13 protein-coding genes and 1 pseudogene are annotated in these 16,276 nt (G+C 62.4%); 5 read left to right on the plus strand and 9 right to left on the minus strand.

Features of this window, described 5'->3' with window-relative positions; all coding sequences use genetic code 11:
• Positions 1-255 precede the first annotated feature (255 nt).
• From ACEN84_RS06505 to ACEN84_RS06515, 3 genes are read left to right on the plus strand one after another with little or no spacing between them, the layout of a single operon-like run.
• On the plus strand, positions 256-915 hold the full coding sequence (locus tag ACEN84_RS06505) for a response regulator (RefSeq protein WP_130282305.1): 660 nt from the start codon (positions 256-258) through the stop codon (positions 913-915).
• Positions 912-2,246: an ATP-binding protein gene (locus ACEN84_RS06510; protein WP_199628912.1), complete on the plus strand. Its 1,335-nt coding sequence runs from the start codon at positions 912-914 to the stop codon at positions 2,244-2,246. The genes ACEN84_RS06505 and ACEN84_RS06510 overlap by 4 nt, the downstream gene beginning before the upstream one ends.
• 59 nt (positions 2,247-2,305) lie before the next feature.
• Entirely contained in the window at positions 2,306-3,217 is a 912-nt protein-coding gene (locus tag ACEN84_RS06515) for an ROK family protein (RefSeq protein ID WP_413710344.1), read from the plus strand.
• Between the two features lie 41 nt (positions 3,218-3,258).
• Here ACEN84_RS06515 and ACEN84_RS06520 read toward each other — a convergent pair whose 3' ends face one another.
• The 9 genes and pseudogenes from ACEN84_RS06520 to ACEN84_RS06560 form a co-directional block, all read right to left on the minus strand.
• Complete coding sequence (locus ACEN84_RS06520; RefSeq protein WP_413710345.1) at positions 3,259-6,399, minus strand: efflux RND transporter permease subunit; 3,141 nt, start codon at positions 6,397-6,399, stop codon at positions 3,259-3,261.
• A gap of 24 nt (positions 6,400-6,423) precedes the next feature.
• Positions 6,424-7,560, minus strand: a complete 1,137-nt coding sequence (locus tag ACEN84_RS06525; RefSeq protein WP_112719808.1) for an efflux RND transporter periplasmic adaptor subunit — start codon at positions 7,558-7,560, stop codon at positions 6,424-6,426.
• Positions 7,561-7,608: 48 nt separating this feature from the next.
• Positions 7,609-8,214 (minus strand): TetR family transcriptional regulator, encoded by a 606-nt coding sequence (locus ACEN84_RS06530; protein WP_413710346.1) that lies wholly within the window; start codon positions 8,212-8,214, stop codon positions 7,609-7,611.
• A gap of 143 nt (positions 8,215-8,357) precedes the next feature.
• Complete coding sequence (locus tag ACEN84_RS06535; protein ID WP_112719810.1) at positions 8,358-8,789, minus strand: OsmC family protein; 432 nt, start codon at positions 8,787-8,789, stop codon at positions 8,358-8,360.
• A 121-nt stretch (positions 8,790-8,910) separates the two neighbouring features.
• On the minus strand, positions 8,911-9,690 hold the full coding sequence (locus tag ACEN84_RS06540; RefSeq protein ID WP_413710347.1) for an SDR family oxidoreductase: 780 nt from the start codon (positions 9,688-9,690) through the stop codon (positions 8,911-8,913).
• 10 nt (positions 9,691-9,700) lie between these two features.
• Positions 9,701-10,570 carry an aldose 1-epimerase gene (locus ACEN84_RS06545; RefSeq protein WP_413710348.1) on the minus strand — a complete coding sequence of 290 codons (870 nt, stop codon included), beginning with the start codon at positions 10,568-10,570 and terminating at the stop codon, positions 9,701-9,703.
• Positions 10,567-11,517 (minus strand): annotated as a pseudogene (gene araH / locus ACEN84_RS06550) (L-arabinose ABC transporter permease AraH). The gene ACEN84_RS06545 and the pseudogene araH overlap by 4 nt, the downstream one beginning before the upstream one ends.
• Positions 11,518-11,533: 16 nt before the next feature.
• Complete coding sequence (gene araG, locus ACEN84_RS06555; RefSeq protein ID WP_413710349.1) at positions 11,534-13,039, minus strand: L-arabinose ABC transporter ATP-binding protein AraG; 1,506 nt, start codon at positions 13,037-13,039, stop codon at positions 11,534-11,536.
• A 69-nt stretch (positions 13,040-13,108) separates the two neighbouring features.
• A complete protein-coding gene (locus ACEN84_RS06560) occupies positions 13,109-14,092 on the minus strand; it encodes an arabinose ABC transporter substrate-binding protein (RefSeq protein WP_112719815.1) in 984 nt (327 codons plus the stop codon).
• A gap of 211 nt (positions 14,093-14,303) precedes the next feature.
• Between ACEN84_RS06560 and ACEN84_RS06565 the strand changes: the two genes are divergently transcribed.
• Both ACEN84_RS06565 and dgoD read left to right on the plus strand, forming a co-directional pair.
• On the plus strand, positions 14,304-15,059 hold the full coding sequence (locus ACEN84_RS06565) for a FadR/GntR family transcriptional regulator (RefSeq protein ID WP_112719816.1): 756 nt from the start codon (positions 14,304-14,306) through the stop codon (positions 15,057-15,059).
• A gap of 55 nt (positions 15,060-15,114) precedes the next feature.
• Entirely contained in the window at positions 15,115-16,263 is a 1,149-nt protein-coding gene (gene dgoD, locus ACEN84_RS06570) for a galactonate dehydratase (protein WP_130282319.1), read from the plus strand.
• The last annotated feature ends 13 nt before the right edge of the window (positions 16,264-16,276 follow it).

Genomic DNA, 16,276 nt, shown 5'->3' on the forward strand with positions numbered 1-16,276 from the left:
GCGGCGCGCCCGCGGACGTGGATTACGCGGCAGGCGCCCCCGCGCCATGTCCATGCTATCGATCGTCATAAAACCCCAGCTTCTCGATTTCGGCTTACTGATACCATCCAAATATGAAGCTTCTCTGCTGAATGTGCCGCCATCATGACGGCAGGGGTTCGCGATCACGGCCATTGCAAGGCCATTTTTCGCCGTCACGCCCCGCTTGACCCGTGCAGCGACCGGGCGCTACTCATTCGCCAAGGAGAAATTTGCGTGCGGATTTTGCTGGTTGAAGACGACGGAATGATCGGCGAAGCGGTGCGCGACCATGTGGCCGCCGCCGGTCACGCGATCGACTGGATGCGCACCATCACCGACGCGCATGTGGCGGCGAAATCCGTCGACTACGGGCTGATTCTGCTCGACCTGCAGCTGCCTGACGGCACCGGCATCGCCTTCCTCAAGGAGATCCGCGGCCGCGGCTCATCGGTTCCCGTCATCATCCTGACGGCCCGGGACCAGATTTCCGACCGCATCGAAGGGCTGAACGCCGGCGCCGACGACTATCTCGTCAAACCCTTCAATCTCGGCGAGCTCGAGGCCCGCATCATGGCGGTCGCGCGCCGCTATGGCGCCAACCCGCACCCGATCATCAAGATCGCCGACATCGAGATCGACCGCCCGCAGCACAAGCTTGCGGTCGCCGGCGAGCCGATCGTACTGACGAGCCGCGAATGGGCCGTTCTCGATCTTCTGATCGCAAGGCCGGGCGCCATCGTTCCCAAGGACCGGATCGAGGAGGCGCTCTATGCTTTCGGCTCAGAGATCGAGAGCAATACGGTCGAGGTCTATGTCAGCCGCCTGCGCAAGAAGATCGGCAAGGACCGCATCCGTACCGCCCGCGGCATCGGTTACACACTGGGCGAAGCATGAGACGTGAACCGAGCATCACCCGGCCGCTGATCCTGGCGCTGACGAGCATCCTCGTGCTTTTCTGGCTGATCGCCATCGGCCTCAGCATCCGCGTCATGCAACACGAATTCTCGGAGATTTTCGATAGCGCGCAGGAAGAAACGACGCAGCGCCTGCTGGCGCTGATCGTCGACGATCTCGGCGAACGGACCGTCAGCGACCCGCGCAGCATCGCCATGCTGAACACGGCCGCCAGCCGCGAATATCTGACCTATCAGCTGCGCGACAAGACGGGGAAAGTCGTGCTGCGCTCCAACGACGCGCCGTCCGAGCCCTTCAGCGCGCCGCTGACCCAAGGCTTCCACGACACGCAATCCCACCGCATCTACACCGAGGCGACAGCAGATGGCACGCTGTTCATGCAGGTCGCCGACCGCTTTGGCAATCGCCGCGAAGCGGTGCGCGAAAGTGCCGCGACGCTTCTCTGGCCGCTGATCGTCCTGATCCCCGCCAGCATCTTCGCCGTCTGGTTCGTGGTCGGCCGCGCGCTGAAACCGATCGAGACTCTGCGGCAGGACATTGCCACCAAGGACGGCGGCAACATGGCGCCGATCGAGAGCGGCCGCCTGCCGCGCGAGATCAAACCGATCGCCCGTTCCGTCAACCTGCTGCTTGCCCGGCTGCGCGCAGCCCTCGAAGCCGAGCGCGAATTCACCGCCAACAGCGCCCACGAGCTGCGCACCCCGATCGCCGGTGCGCTGGCGCAGACACAGCGCCTTGCGCAGGAGCTGCCTGCAGGCCCCGTCCGCCAGCGGGCGCAGCAGGTAGAAGCATCGCTTACCAATCTCGGCCGCCTTGCCGAAAAGCTGCTTCAGCTCTCCCGCGCTGAGGCCGGCATCGGCCGAAGCGACACGCCATCCGATCTCAAGGCGATCCTCGACATGCTGATGGTCGACTACGCCCGCGACAGCCGCACCGAAGGCCGCGTCGCCTATCAGGCAGAACCCGGTGCTGCCATGGTGCGCAATGCCGATATCGACGCCTTCGGCATCGTCATCCGCAATCTCGTCGAGAACGCGCTCTCTCATGGCGATCCCGAACAGCCGGTGGAGGTCTCGATCGATGGCAATGGCACGATCCGGGTCGTCAACGACAGCTCCGTCATCGCCGCAGCCGATCTTGCAAATCTGAAGCGCCGCTTCCGCCGCGGCGCGACCAACGCGCCGGGCTCCGGCCTCGGCCTGGCGATCGCCGACCGCATCACCACACAGATGGGCGGCACGCTGGAGCTGATCTCACCCGCTAGCGGCAGCCGATCCGGCTTCGAAGCGCGCGTCACCCTGCCCGCATAGGACTTGCAAATCACATCAAACGGTGCGAGCAGACGCCAGTAATCGCGAGGCGGCAAGACATGATCATTTCCTTCGATATCGGCGGCTCGGCTATCAAGGGCGGCATCGCCCGCTCGGAAGCGGACATCACTCCCATGGGCCGCAAGCCGACCCCGAAGGATGATTTTGCCGCCTTCGTCGAGATCATCCGCAGCTTCATCAACGAAAGCGGCGAACAGCCCTCGCTCGTCGCGCTGTCGATCGCCGGCGTTGTCGATCCCGATACGCAGCGCCTGACCTGCGCCAACATTCCCTGCATCCATGGCCGCGATCTTGCTGCCGATCTTCAGGCCGAACTCGGCCTGCCGGTGCTGATCGCCAATGATGCGGATTGCTTTGCCATGGCCGAAGCCGAACTCGGCGCCGGTCGCGGCCACCGCATCGTTCTCGGCGCCATCCTCGGCACCGGCGTCGGCGGCGGTCTGGTTTCCGATGGCCGCCTGATCAACGCCTCGGGCGGCTTTGCCGGTGAATGGGGCCATGGTCCGATCATCGCGTCGGAAGCAGGAAACCCGCCTGCGAAGATCCCCGCCTATCCTTGCGGCTGCGGCCAGAAGGGCTGTGTCGACACGGTCGGCGGCGCCCGCGGCCTCGAACGCCTGCACAAGACGCTGCACGATCTCGATTTCTCCAGCGAAGAGATCATCACGCAGTGGCAGCAGGGCGATGAGAAGGCGACGCGCACGATCGACGTTTATACCGATCTCGTGGCCTCGCCGCTGGCGCTGACCGTCAACATCACCGGCGCGACGATCGTGCCCGTCGGCGGCGGCCTGTCGAATGTCGAGCAGCTGCTTGCCGAACTCGACAAGGCGGTTCGTCAAAGAATCCTGCGCAAGTTCGACCGTCCGCTGGTAGTTCGTAGCGAATGCCGCGTCGAGCCCGGCCTCATCGGTGCGGCCATCCTCGGCCTGAAGGCCGAGGCCGCCTAAAGCCCAAAAGCGAAAACGGCGCGGCCGAAGCCGCGCCATCTTCACTCAGCAGCCATCGCCGGCGGATGATGCTCATCCGCGTCTTCCTGGTCGGCGCTGGCCTGCCCGCTCGTCGCGTCCTTCGGCTCGCGGCCGAAGAACAGTGCGTAGCCTGCGGGCAGAACGAAGATCGTCAGCAGGGTGGCAACCAGAATGCCGCCCATCATCGCATAGGCAAGCGGACCCCAGAACACGCCGCGCGAGATCGGGATCAGCGCCAGCACGGCCGTCAGCGCCGTCAGCATGATCGGCCGGAAACGGCGCACGGCAGCGCCGACGATCGCTTCCTGGCGATGCATCCCCGCCTTGATATCCTGGTCGATCTGGTCGACGAGGATGATCGAGTTGCGGATGATGATGCCGAGCAGCGCGATGACGCCGAGGATCGCTACGAAACCGAAGGGGGCACCGCTGATCAGCAGCGCGCTTGCCGCGCCGATGATGCCGAGCGGACCGGTCGCGAAGACCAGCATCGCCTTGCCGAAGTGCTGCAGCTGCGCCATCAGCAGGATCATGATCACGACGAGCATGATCGGCGCCTTGGCGGCAATCGAATCCTGGCTCTCGGCCGCATCTTCCGCACCGCCCTGGATCTGAACCTGATAGCCGGCCGGAAGGCTGTCGCGCAAGCCCTTCATGTCGGCATACATCTTCATCGCCACGTCGTTCGGCTGAACGCCGTCCGGCAAAGTGGCGCGCACGGTGATCGTCGGCAGACGGTCACGCCGCCACTCGACGCCCTGCTCCATCACAGGCACGACCTTGGCGATCTGCGAGACCGGCACGAAGCCACCGAAATCCGTCGGCACATAGACCGAATTGACGGCAGACAGCAGCGAGCGGCTGGCATCCGGCTCACGGGCAACGATCGAAACCGTCTCCTCGCCATCGCGGAAATCGTCGAGCGGTGCACCTGATGTCGCCGTCTGCAGCATCTGGCGGACGCGCTGCGAGGTGACGCCGAGCGAGCGGGCGCGATCCTGGTCGATGACCAGCTTCATGGCGGGCACGGGCTCGAGCCAGTCGTCGTGGATGGCGCCAAGCTCAGGGTTCTCGGCAAACTTCGCCTTCACCTGATCGGCGATGCGCCGCACTTCCTGGCGATCCGGACCCATGACGCGCATCTGGACGGGCCAGCCGGTCGGCGGCCCCAGGAACAGGCGATCAACCTTGCCACGGATATCCGGGAAGTCTTCGGCCAGAATGGTGCGCAGCTTGGTGATCAGTCGCTCACGGGCCTGTTCGTCATTCGCCATGATCAGCAGCTGGGCGAAGTTCGGATTGGCAAGCTGCTGGTCGAGCGGCAGGAAGAAGCGCGGCGCGCCCTCGCCGATATAGGTGGCGATGAACTTCTTGTCCTTGTCGTCCATCATCTTGGCTTCGAGGGCTTTCGCCTTGGTCTCGACATCCTTGATGCTGGTACCCTCTGGCAGCCAGAGATCGACCAGGATTTCCGGCCGCGAGGACTGCGGGAAGAAGTTCTGCGGAATGAACTGGAAGCTCCAGAGGCTGGTGACGAAGGCACCGACAGTGATCAAGAGCACGATCGCGCGATGGCGCACCGCCCAGCCGACGCTGCCCCGCAGGCCGCGATAGAAGCGGGTATCGAAAACATCGTGATGCTCACCCGCATGGTGGCGCTGCTTCAGGATCATGTAGCCGAGCCACGGCGTGAAATAGACCGCGACGAACCACGAAACGATGAGAGCGATGCCGACGACATAGAACAGCGAGCGCACATACTCACCGGCCGTCGAGGCCGCGAAGCCGACGGGGATGAACCCCGCCGTGGTGATCAGCGTGCCGGTCAGCATCGGGAAGGCGGTCGACGAATAGGCAAAGCTTGCCGCCTCGATCTTGACGAGCCCTTCTTCAAGCTTTCGCTCCATCATCTCGACCACGATCATGGCGTCATCGACCAGAAGGCCGAGCGCAATGATCAGCGCGCCGAGCGAGATACGCTGCAGATCGATGCCGAGTTCGTACATGATCGCGAATGTCGCCGCGAGCACTAGCGGAATGGCGATAGCAATCACCAGACCCGACCGCCAGCCGATCGACAGGAACGAGACGATGAGAACGATGACCAGAGCCTCGCCGAGCGCATGCATGAACTCGCTGATCGCATCGGTCACGACATCTGGCTGGTTGGAAATCTGGTCGACAGCCACGCCGTAAGGCAGCGACTTCTCGAAGCGCTCATAGGTCGCTTCGACATCCTTGCCGACATCGGTGACCTTGAAGCCCTTGGCCATGACGACGCCGACCTGGACGCTTTCGTGACCGTTGAAACGGTACTTGCGCTGGTAGGGATCTTCGAGGCCGGAATAGACGGTGGCGATATCGCCAAGGCGGGTCACCTGATTGCCGGAGCGCAGTCGCAGCTCGCGGATATCGTCCAGCTTGCGCACATCGCCCTCGACGGAAATCCGCACAGACCGCAGACCGGTATCGACGGAACCGGCGGGATCGACGCTGTTCTGGCCCTTGATGGCGTTCTGCAGGTCGACGACCGTCAGGCCGCGCTCGGCCAGCGCCTTGGAGGACACGTCGATATAGATCTTCTCCGGCTGGTCGCCGATAATAACCGCCTTCTCGACGCCCGGCGTCGTCAGCAGCATGTCACGCGCCTGGATCGCGAATTTCTTCAGCTCCGGATAGGAATAGCCGTCGCCGCTGATCGAATGCAGCGTGATGAACGTATCGCCGAACTCATCGTTGAAATACGGCCCGAGCAGACCCTGCGGCAGCTCGCTGGAGATATCGCCGACTTTCTTGCGCACCTGGTAGAAGGCGTCGGCAACGTCAGCGGCGTTGGTATCGCCCTTCACCTGCACGGTGATGATCGAGCTGCCCGCGCGGGTATAGGACTTCACCCAGTCGAGATGCGGCGTTTCCTGGAGCTTGCGCTCGATCTTGTTGGTGACCTGGTCTTCCATTTCCTGGATGGAGGAGCCCGGCCAGACGGCCTGCACGACCATGACGCGGAAGGTGAAATCCGGGTCTTCCTTCTGGCCCATGCGCATCAGCCCGAGCACGCCGGTGATCAGGATGAGGCCGAAGAGGAAGCGGGCGATGCTCGGATGACCGATTGCCCAGCGCGACAGGTTGAACGGGCGCTTCTCGGTGGTGTTGTTGTCCATGACCTTGATCCCTCTCCCGGCGCTTTACTCGACGGAGCTCGTCACATCGGCCGAGGCGGCCTGCAATTCCGGCAGCTTGACCTTGAGGTTTTCGCTCATGAACTGCGTGCCGGCCGCAACAACGATATCGCCGGTCGAAAGGCCTTCCGTGACGTTGACGCCGTCACCGGTGAAATCGGCAACCTTGATCTCGCGGGCATGAACTGTCGCCGCCTGGCGGTCGACGATCCAGACGATCTTCTTGCCTTCCTTCTCGGCCAGCGCACTGAGCGGCACGGCGACGTAGGGATTGGCATTGGTGACGTTGGCTTCGACAGTCGCTGTCATGCCCAGGAGCACACGGGGATCGTTCGGCAGGCTGACGCGGACCGAGAAGGTGCGCGACTGCGGATCGGCAGCGCCCGAGACTTCGCGAACCTTGCCCTGGAGAACCAGCTTGTCATCGGACCAGAAGCTCGCCTTGACCTTCTTGCCCGGCTTGAATTCAGCGATGTCGTTCTCCGGCACCGCGATCTGCACTTCCTTTTCGCCATCGACCGCGACGGTCACGACGGGCGTACCGGCCGAGACCACCTGGCCGGTATCGGCGTTGATCGTGGTGACGATGCCGTTCTGGTCGGCCTTCAGCTGCGAATAGCTGACCTGGTTCTTGGCCTGATCGAGAGAGGAGAGCGCCGCATCGCGCGTCGATACCGACTGGTCGTAGCTCAGCGAAGCCTGTTCGAGCTGGGATTTGGAGGCGACGCTCTTGTCGAACAGCTGCTCGGCACGCTTGTTGGCGAGATCGGCCGTCTGCACGCCCTTTTCGGCGGCGGCCAGATTGGCCTCGGCACTCTTCACGGCAAGTTCGTAATCGGTGGAATCGATGGTGGCGAGGATATCGCCGGGCTTCACCCGATCGCCAATATTGACGCGGCGCTCGGTGATCTTGCCGGCAACGCGGAAGCCGAGGTTCATCTCCGTGCGCGCCTTGACGGCGCCGGAATAATCGAGGACCCGCGTGTCACCGGCCTTGGCGATCTCAACGACCTTGACCGGACGGATGATCTCCGGAGCCTCGGCTTTCTTCTCGTCACTGCAGGCGGCAAGCCCGAAGCCGAGCGCGCCAACGAGCGCAATGCTGAGGATGGACGGCACGCGGCGGCTTTCTTGCGAAATCATGTTCGCACTCCCAATCTTTTTGATGTTCTCAGACGGCCGAGCCGCCTGTTATTTCAGTGCTTTCAGAGAGAATTCGACGAGTTCGTCGATCGTCGCCCGATTGGTCTTTGCAAGACACTGGGCCACGATCTGCGGGTGACACAGGGTCACCGTCGCCGCACCGAAACAACGCGAAGCCGCATCCGCGTCCTGTTCGGCAAACTCACCGGCGGCGATCCCCTCGCGGATCACGTCGGCGGTCAATGCTTGAATGCTGTCGATATGCTTGTCGATGACATGCCAGTCGCGCTCGATCGCAACGATGACCATCTCGTGAACCTTTTCACGGTCGAGCATGGTGTCCACGGTCATCTGATACTGGCCATGGACGAAGAGCCGCAGCCGCTCGGAAGCGCTGATCGGCAGGTGGCAGACGTCGTAGGCCTGCTTGTAACTGGCGGCCAGCATGCGGCCGCAGATCGCCTGGTGGATCTCCACCTTGGAGGCAAAGAAGCGATAGATATTGGCCGGCGACATGCCGAGATCGCGCGCCACGTCGGCAACAGTCGTCTTGGCATATCCGTAGTGCCGGAACAGCTTTTCGGCCGAGTCGAGAATGCGGGTGACATTCTCCTGGCGGGTGCTGTCCAATACGTTTTCGGCGGTTTCAACCATGTTTTCGGCGGCCTCACTTACGACTGACGATTTTCGAATTTCGTCAGTCGTAAGATATCATCCGTCAGATGTCAACCGAATTAGCGAATACAAAAATGCCGCGGCCAAAGGCGCGCGGCATTCAACAGGCGGTTTTGAAGCTGTCAGGAGAGCGTGACGTCGAGCGTGATCGGAACCGCCGACAGCGCCTTGGAGACCGGGCAACCGGCCTTTGCCTTGTTGGCAAGCTCGGTGAATTTCGCTTGGTCGGCACCAGGCACCTTGCCGGTGAGAGCCAGATGGATCGCGGTGATAGCAAAGCCGCCCTCGACGCTTTCGAGTGTCACCTTTGCCGTGGTTTCCATGCTTTCCGCCGTCAGCCCGGCTTCGCCGAGGATCAGCGACAGCGCCATGGTGAAGCATCCCGCATGAGCCGCGCCGATCAGCTCTTCCGGGTTGGTGCCGGGAACGCCTTCGAAGCGGGTCGCGAAGCCATAGGGCTGCTCCTTGAGCGCGCCGCTCTGCGTCGAAATCTTGCCCTTGCCGTCCTTGAGCCCGCCGGACCATTGGGCTGAAGCTGTACGATTGATCTGCATGCCGTCCTCCGTTGCGATTGAAGCTTAAGGCGGTCAACGCCGCCACCCTGGGAAGGCGAAACCTTCCTGCCCGGCAATATAAGGCTCTATCGCGTGTTGAACACAGCTATACGAAAATCATTCAGGCGGGATGCTGCTGGACGCTGAGGCCGCCGTCGACAGTCAGGCAGGTGGCGTTCATGAACGGGCACTCGTCGGAGATCATGAACACCGCCGCCATGGCGATCTCCTGCGGCGTCGCGATCCGCCCGCCGGGATGCAGCTTCATCGTCTCGGCCCTCGCCGCCTCCGGATCGGCAAAGCCGTTCCAGTAGTCGATGACCTTCTGTGTCGCGACATAACCCGGCGCCAGCGCATTCACGCGAACATTCTTCGGCGCATATTCGAGACCGAGGGACTTGGTCATCCCGAGAAGCGCATGCTTGGCGAGCGGATAGGGAAAGGTATGCGGAATGATCGTGAAGGCATGTGTCGAAGCGATATTCAGGATGACGCCGCCCCCCTCCCCGATCAGCCCCGGCAGAAAGGCCTTCGAGCAGTTCCAGGCGCCCTTCAGATTGATATCGAAGCAGCGGTTCCATTCCTCGTCGCTGGTTTCCAGCGGCTCGGCAAAGACGTTGACGCCGGCATTGTTGACCAGCGCATTGATCCGCCCGATCTCGCGTTCGGCTTGAGCCACGGCTTCGCCGATCGCCTTCGCATCGGTGATATCAGCCGTCATATGGCCGACAGCAGCGCCCTGTGCCAGAAGCTTTTCAGCCTCAGCCGCAAGGAGGGCGCCGTCCATATCGATAAGGAAGACGGCCGCCGCTTCGCGAACGAAAGCCTCGGCAATCGCCAGGCCGATGCCCTGTGCCGCGCCGGTGATGAACACGCGCTTGCCTGCCAGACGTCCTACCAAAGCTCTCTCCTCAAATTCCTGCCGAAAGGCTGATCGTCATTCGCCCCGCAAGGCTCTCACCGGGCGCCAGCAAAACCAGCCCGCCAAAATCCCGCATATGATGGCCATTCGGCAAGTGGCTCATCGGCTCGAAACAGAAGAAGCCGGCATTGCCCGGCGTATAGATCATGTAGTTTCTGAAGATCCCGTCCATCTCGATCTCGGCGCCGAGATCAAGTTCCGGCCATCGTATGGAGACCGCACCATTCCAGCCCTCGAATGCATTGTTGATCCATCGATCGGGAACCGGTCGCGGGGTCGAGAAATCGAGCTCTTCCGGAATGGCAACCGGCGCATCCGGCAGATAGCCCTGCCTCTCAGTCCAGAGCCGTGACGCGGGAGCCAGCAGCGCCGCGTTCGGCGTCAGTGGAAAGAACGGATGAAAGCCGAGCCCGAAGGGCATCGACGTGTCACCGCGATTGGTGACGGACAGGACATTCTCAAGACGGCGGCCAGAAACCGAAAAGCCCTGCGATGCCGAATAACGATAGGGCGAGACACGCCCCGCCTCATGCTCATAGCTCAGCGTCAGAGATCGCTCATCGTGCGCTTCGACATTCCAGAGTCCAAGCCACCCATCACCATGCAGGTAAAGCGGATCATCCGTATTCGGCTGGAACGAATAGTCGCGTCCCTGAACGGTCATCACGTTGTATTCGACGCGATTGCCGAAAGGCACCAGCGGAAAGCTCGCCATGCCGCCATCCGGTCCGCCCCTCGGCTGCAGGAAGGCGCGGCCGTGGAATGTGGCGCTGCGTATCGCGCCGCCCTGCCGGGACACGGAGATTTCGAGACCGCCATCGGCGATCCTGATCTCGTCCATGGCCGCGACCTCGCTCACCCGCGCCGGCCCGCCGCCGAAGAGCGCAGATTGTCGAGCAGCACCGCGATCAGCAGGATCAGGCCACGCACGACATACTGGTAGAAGGCCTGGATATTCAGCAGGTTCATGACGTTTTCGGCAATGCCCATGATCAGCACCCCGACGATGACGCCGGTCATCGCCGCGCGCCCGCCGGCGAGCGACACACCGCCGAGAACGCAGGCCGAGATGACCGAGAGCTCGAGGCCGGTCGCCGCATTCGGCTGGCCCGAAGTGATGCGCGAGGCAAGCAGGATGCCGGCGATGGCGCAGACGAGCCCCTACAGCGCAAAGATCCAGATCCGCATGTTGACGACATTGACGCCGGCAAGCCGCGAGGCCTCCGGATTGCCGCCGATCGCCAGCGTGTTCTTGCCGAAGACCGTGCGGTTCAGCACGAAGCCGAAGACGATGAACAGCGCGATCATGATCCAGATCGGCGTCGGCACCGTCAGGATGCGCGACAGCGCCAGCTGATAGAATGCCGGATCGTTGATGCCGACGGCGCGGCCATCCGAGGCGATCAGCGCCAGGCCGCGAACGATCTGCATGGTCGCGAGCGTGGTGATCAGCGCGTTGATGCGAAACTTGGCGATGACCACGCCATTGACGACGCCGACGATGCTGCCGCAGATCAGTGCCGCCAGCAGGCCGAGCGGGATCGAGCCCGTCGAGTTCGACACCATGACGGCGATCATGCCGGAGAAGGCGACGGTCGAGCCGACCGAGAGGTCGAAGTCGCGCGATGCCAGGCAGAACATCATCGTGCAGGCGACGATGCCGATCGTCACCACCGACTGCAGCAGGCCCAGCATGTTGCGTTCCGTTAGGAAGCTCGGAACGGTCAGCGAGACGATGACGAAGGCGATCGCGAAGATCACCACGAGGCCCTGTTCGCCGAGAAGGATTTTTTTCAACGAGTTCATCACTACCGTTCCTGAATTAGAGTGTGCCGGCGGCATTCTTGTCGGGCAGAGCCGCGGTCAGAATGCTGCGTTCGTCGAAATCGGCGCGCGCCACATTGGCGGCGACGCGGCCCTGGCACATGACCATGATGCGATCGGAAATGCCCATCACCTCGGGCAGTTCGCTGGAAATGACGACGATCGCCATCCCCCCTGCCGCGAGCTCATAGAGGATCTCGTAGATCTCCGACTTGGCGCCGACATCGATGCCACGCGTCGGCTCGTCGATGACGAGCACCTTGACGCCCTGCTCCGAAAGCCAGCGGCCGAGAATGACCTTCTGCTGGTTGCCGCCGGAGAGATTGATGATGTCCTGCTTGCGCGAGGGCGTGCGAACCCGAAGCTTGGCGATGAACTGGTCGGCGACCGAGGCTTCCTTCTTCGGGTTCAGAATGCCGAAGGGCGAGAAATGGCGGCGCGACGAGATCGCGATATTCTCCTCGATCGACCGCCCCTGAATGATGCCGTCGAACTTGCGGTCTTCGGGGCAGAGCACCATGCCGGCATTGATCGCCGCCTTCGGATTGTCGGGAGAGACGGCGACGCCGTCGATCTCGACTGTACCCTGATGGCGATGATCCGCTCCATAGAGCAATCGGGCCATCTCGCTGCGCCCGGCACCGATCAGGCCGAAGAAACCCAGAATTTCGCCCTGACGGACAGAGAAGCTGATCGGATTGCGCAGCTTCGAGCCGGAGAGGGTCTTCACCTCCAGCCTGACACCGCCGACCGGCCGCTCGCGCCAGCCCCAGATATTGCTGATCTCTCGCCCGACCATCTCGGCGATGATCTGGTCACGCGTCGTCTCAGCGACCTTGGGGTGATGCGCTGCAAGCTTGCCGTCGCGAAGAACGGTGAGGCTGTCGCAAAGCCGGAAGATTTCGTCCAGGCGATGCGAGACATAGAGAATGACAGTGCCCTTGGCCTTCAGCTTCTCGATCAGCGAAAAGAGGATTTCGCTCTCCCGCGACGACAGCGACGACGTCGGCTCATCGAGCGCGATGACCCGCGCGTCGAGCATGACGGCCTTGGCGATCTCGACCATCTGGCGGGCTCCGATCGACAGCGTCGCGACCTTGGCCGACGGATCGACATCGATGCCGATTTCCTCGAGATTGGCGCGAACGGTCTCGATCAGCGTCTTGCTGTTGATGACGCCGCCCTTGCCGGGGAAACGGCCGAGCCAGAGGTTCTCGGCAACGGTCAGTTCCGGAACCAGCTGCAGTTCCTGGTGGATGACGATGACGCCGGCATGGAAGGCATCGCGCACGGAACCGTATTTCTGCTCTTCGCCATCGATGACGATGCTGCCCTCGTCGGCGGACTGGTCGCCGGAGAGCACGCGGATCAGCGTCGACTTGCCCGCGCCGTTCTCGCCCATCAGCCCGTGCACGGCACCTTTTTCAACGTCGAAGGAGACATTGGAAAGCGCCCGGACCCCGGGATAGCCTTTGGAGATGTTGTTGAATTCGAGGAAAGCCATGCCAGCTCCATGGAGAAAGAGCCCGGCGGCTTTCAACGCCGCCGGGGTGAAATCACCTTGGGAGGATGATTACTGGATGCCCAGGTCCTTGCGAACCTTTTCATAGTCGCCGCGCAGCGCCAGCGAGCCGGAGGTCAGCGTCAGCTTTGCCGGTTCCTTGTCGTTGGCGATCCAATCGTACATGTTGAGCGCGGTCTCGTAGCCGTGACGCTTCGGCGAGATGATGACCGTACCGAAGAAGCCGGTGGCCGAAGGCTTCTTGAACTCGTTGATCGCCGAATCCGCGCCACCGATGCCAACGCCAATCATGTTGTCGGCGGCAATGCCGACCGATTCCGAGGCACGGACGGCGCCGAGAACGGCTTCGTCGTTGAGGCCGAAGGCAACCCAGTACTTCACGTCGGCATGCTTGTTGAGAACGGTGGTCGCAGCGTTGAGGGCGGCTTCCGTATCGGTCTTCGCCTGCGGTGCGTCATAGATGTTCTCGGCCGGGAAGCCGGCAGCCTTCAGCACGGAGATAGCGCCTTCGACGCGATCGACGGCGGTCGGCAGCTGATCGTAAGAGATGCGGATGGCGCCGACATTCTTCATGTCCCAGCCACGCTTCTTGATTTCGTCGACCAGCGCCTGACCGACGGTTTCGCCGATCTTGGTGGCGGAGATACCCATATGCGGAACGTCTTCCAGCGGCTTGCCTTCGGCATCGACGAGGCGGTCGTCGACAGTCATCAGCTTCAGCTGGTTGGCAGCGGCCTTGGCGACGATGCCGGGGCCGAGCTTGACGTCCGGCGTGCAGACGATGAAGCCCTGCGCGCCCTGGGCGCCGAGGTTGTCGATCGCCGACTGGACTTTTTCGCCGTCCTCAGCGCCGATCTTGACGAGGGTAAAACCCTTTTCCTTGGCAGCCTGGTCGGCGAACTTCCATTCGTCCTGGAACCACGGCTCTTCCGGCTGCTTGACGATGAAGCCGATCTTTACGTCCTCGGCGAAGGCGGAGCCGGCGGCCAGAATGGCAAACGTGCCAGCCAGGATGGCTGCTTTGAACAAGCGCATGTCTCTCTCCCTAACTCTCAAAATGAGCATCTGCCTCCCAGGCAGTGCGCTAGAATTAAGTTAAATCATCATACCAGTCAATTGCCTTTGTATGATGATTGGAATAATAAGATAATATCAAGCCTGCCAGGAGGAGGCGTCGCAAAGGCAATCGAATTCGGCTAAGACGGTTCGGTTTGCTTCGCGGGCAGAGAAAGCGGAGAGGTTCATTTTGGATTCCATCGAGCGGCAGAGTGGGGATGCAAATCCACGCACGGGAAGCCGTCCGCGCGTGCGCAAAAGCGTAACGGCGGCCATTGCCGAAGACATCTTCTCGGAGCGCTATCCGGCCGGCTCGCCGCTGCCGCGCGAGAACGATCTCTGCGAGATTTACGGTGTCAGCCGCACCGTGATCCGCGAGTCCCTGAAGGTCCTGGAATCGAAGGGCCTGGTGCGCGGCAAGCCGCGGATCGGCACCTCGGTCTGCGACCGGGACGACTGGAACATCCTCGACGCCGAAGTGCTCGAATGGATGGGCCCCTATATCAAGGACTTCGATCTGCTCGGCTGCATCCTCGAAGCACGCCGCACGATCGAGCCCGCCGCTGCCGAATATGCCGCCGAGCGCGCCTCCACCCAGGAGATCGCCGATCTCGACAGCGCCTGGCGCCAGATGCGCGATTCCGCCGGCGATCCCGAAGCCTTCACCGATGCCGACGTGATGTTCCATGCCGTGCTCCTGAAGGCGAGCCACAATCAGGTCTTCCGCCGGCTTCTGAGCGCCATCCACGCCGCACTCAAATATGCGCTCCACGCCTCGAACATCGCCGTCGAGAGCCGCGAGGATGCCGTCGCCGTCCACGGTGAACTCGTCGAGGCGCTGCGGCTGCGCAACCGCGCCAAGGCGCGCGAATGCGCCAACCGCATGCTGGATCTTGCCGTGCGCGACCTCGCGGCTGCCGAAAAGGCGATCGGCCGGACCAAATAGACAGACAGGCGGCACCGCCGCAGACACAACACGACAATAGCGAAAGCCCCATTCCATGAAGATCACCAAGCTCACGACCTACATCGTTCCGCCGCGCTGGCTGTTTCTGAAGATCGAAACGGATGAGGGCGTGGTCGGCTGGGGCGAGCCGGTCGTCGAGGGCCGTGCGCTGACCGTAGAGGCCGCCGTGCATGAGCTCGCCGACTACCTGATCGGCAAGGACCCCTTCCTGATCGAAGACCACTGGACGGTGATGTATCGCGGCGGTTTCTATCGCGGCGGTGCCATCCACATGTCGGCTCTCTCGGGCATCGACCAGGCGCTCTGGGATATCAAGGGCAAGGCGCTCGGCCAGCCGATCCATTCGCTGCTCGGCGGCCAGGTGCGTGACCGTATCAAGGTCTATAGCTGGATCGGCGGCGACCGTCCCTCCGATGTCGCCCGCAACGCCAAGGAAGTCGTCGCCCGCGGCTTCAAGGCGATCAAGCTCAACGGCTGCGAGGAAATGCAGATCGTCGACACCAACGAGAAGATCGACAAGGCAGTCGAGACCATCGCCACGATCCGCGAGGCAATCGGCCCGCATGTCGGCATCGGCGTCGATTTCCACGGCCGCGTCCACAAGCCGATGGCCAAGGTGCTCGCCAAGGAACTCGAGCCCTACAAGCTGATGTTCATCGAAGAGCCCGTCCTCTCCGAGAACCGCGAGACGCTGAAGGAAATCGCCAATCATTGCTCGACGCCGATCGCGCTTGGCGAGCGGCTCTATTCGCGCTGGGACTTCAAGTCGGTCCTGGCTGACGGCTATGTCGACATCATCCAGCCGGATCTCAGCCATGCCGGCGGCATCACCGAATGCCGCAAGATCGCTTCGATGGCGGAAGCCTATGACGTGGCGCTGGCTCCGCATTGCCCGCTTGGCCCGATCGCGCTTGCCGCCTGCCTGCAGGTCGACGCGATCAGCTACAACGCCTTCATCCAGGAACAGAGCCTCGGCATCCATTATAACAAGGGCAACGACATCCTCGACTACATCTCCAACAAGGAGGTGTTCCAGTATGCCGACGGTTTCGTCTCGATCCCCCAGGGCCCCGGCCTCGGCGTCGAAGTGGACGAAGCCTATGTCATCGAACGCGCCAAGGAAGGCCACCGCTGGCGCAACCCGATCTGGCGCCACGAAGATGGCAGCTTCGCCGAATGGTAAGACAGGAAGGGCC

It is taken from the genome of Rhizobium sp. Rhizsp82, from assembly GCF_047325115.1.
Taxonomy (GTDB): Bacteria; Pseudomonadota; Alphaproteobacteria; order Rhizobiales; family Rhizobiaceae; genus Rhizobium.

Bases quoted from the DNA above. Each gene is read 5' to 3' on its own strand.
- ACEN84_RS06510 (WP_199628912.1), top strand. From the start codon at position 912: ATGAGACGTGAACCGAGCATCACCCGGCCGCTGATCCTGGCGCTGACG.
- ACEN84_RS06515 (WP_413710344.1), top strand. From the start codon at position 2,306: ATGATCATTTCCTTCGATATCGGCGGCTCGGCTATCAAGGGCGGCATC.
- ACEN84_RS06520 (WP_413710345.1), bottom strand. From the start codon at position 6,399: ATGGACAACAACACCACCGAGAAGCGCCCGTTCAACCTGTCGCGCTGG.
- ACEN84_RS06525 (WP_112719808.1), bottom strand. From the start codon at position 7,560: ATGATTTCGCAAGAAAGCCGCCGCGTGCCGTCCATCCTCAGCATTGCG.
- ACEN84_RS06530 (WP_413710346.1), bottom strand. From the start codon at position 8,214: ATGGTTGAAACCGCCGAAAACGTATTGGACAGCACCCGCCAGGAGAAT.
- ACEN84_RS06535 (WP_112719810.1), bottom strand. From the start codon at position 8,789: ATGCAGATCAATCGTACAGCTTCAGCCCAATGGTCCGGCGGGCTCAAG.
- araG (WP_413710349.1), bottom strand. From the start codon at position 13,039: ATGGCTTTCCTCGAATTCAACAACATCTCCAAAGGCTATCCCGGGGTC.
- ACEN84_RS06560 (WP_112719815.1), bottom strand. From the start codon at position 14,092: ATGCGCTTGTTCAAAGCAGCCATCCTGGCTGGCACGTTTGCCATTCTG.
- dgoD (WP_130282319.1), top strand. From the start codon at position 15,115: ATGAAGATCACCAAGCTCACGACCTACATCGTTCCGCCGCGCTGGCTG.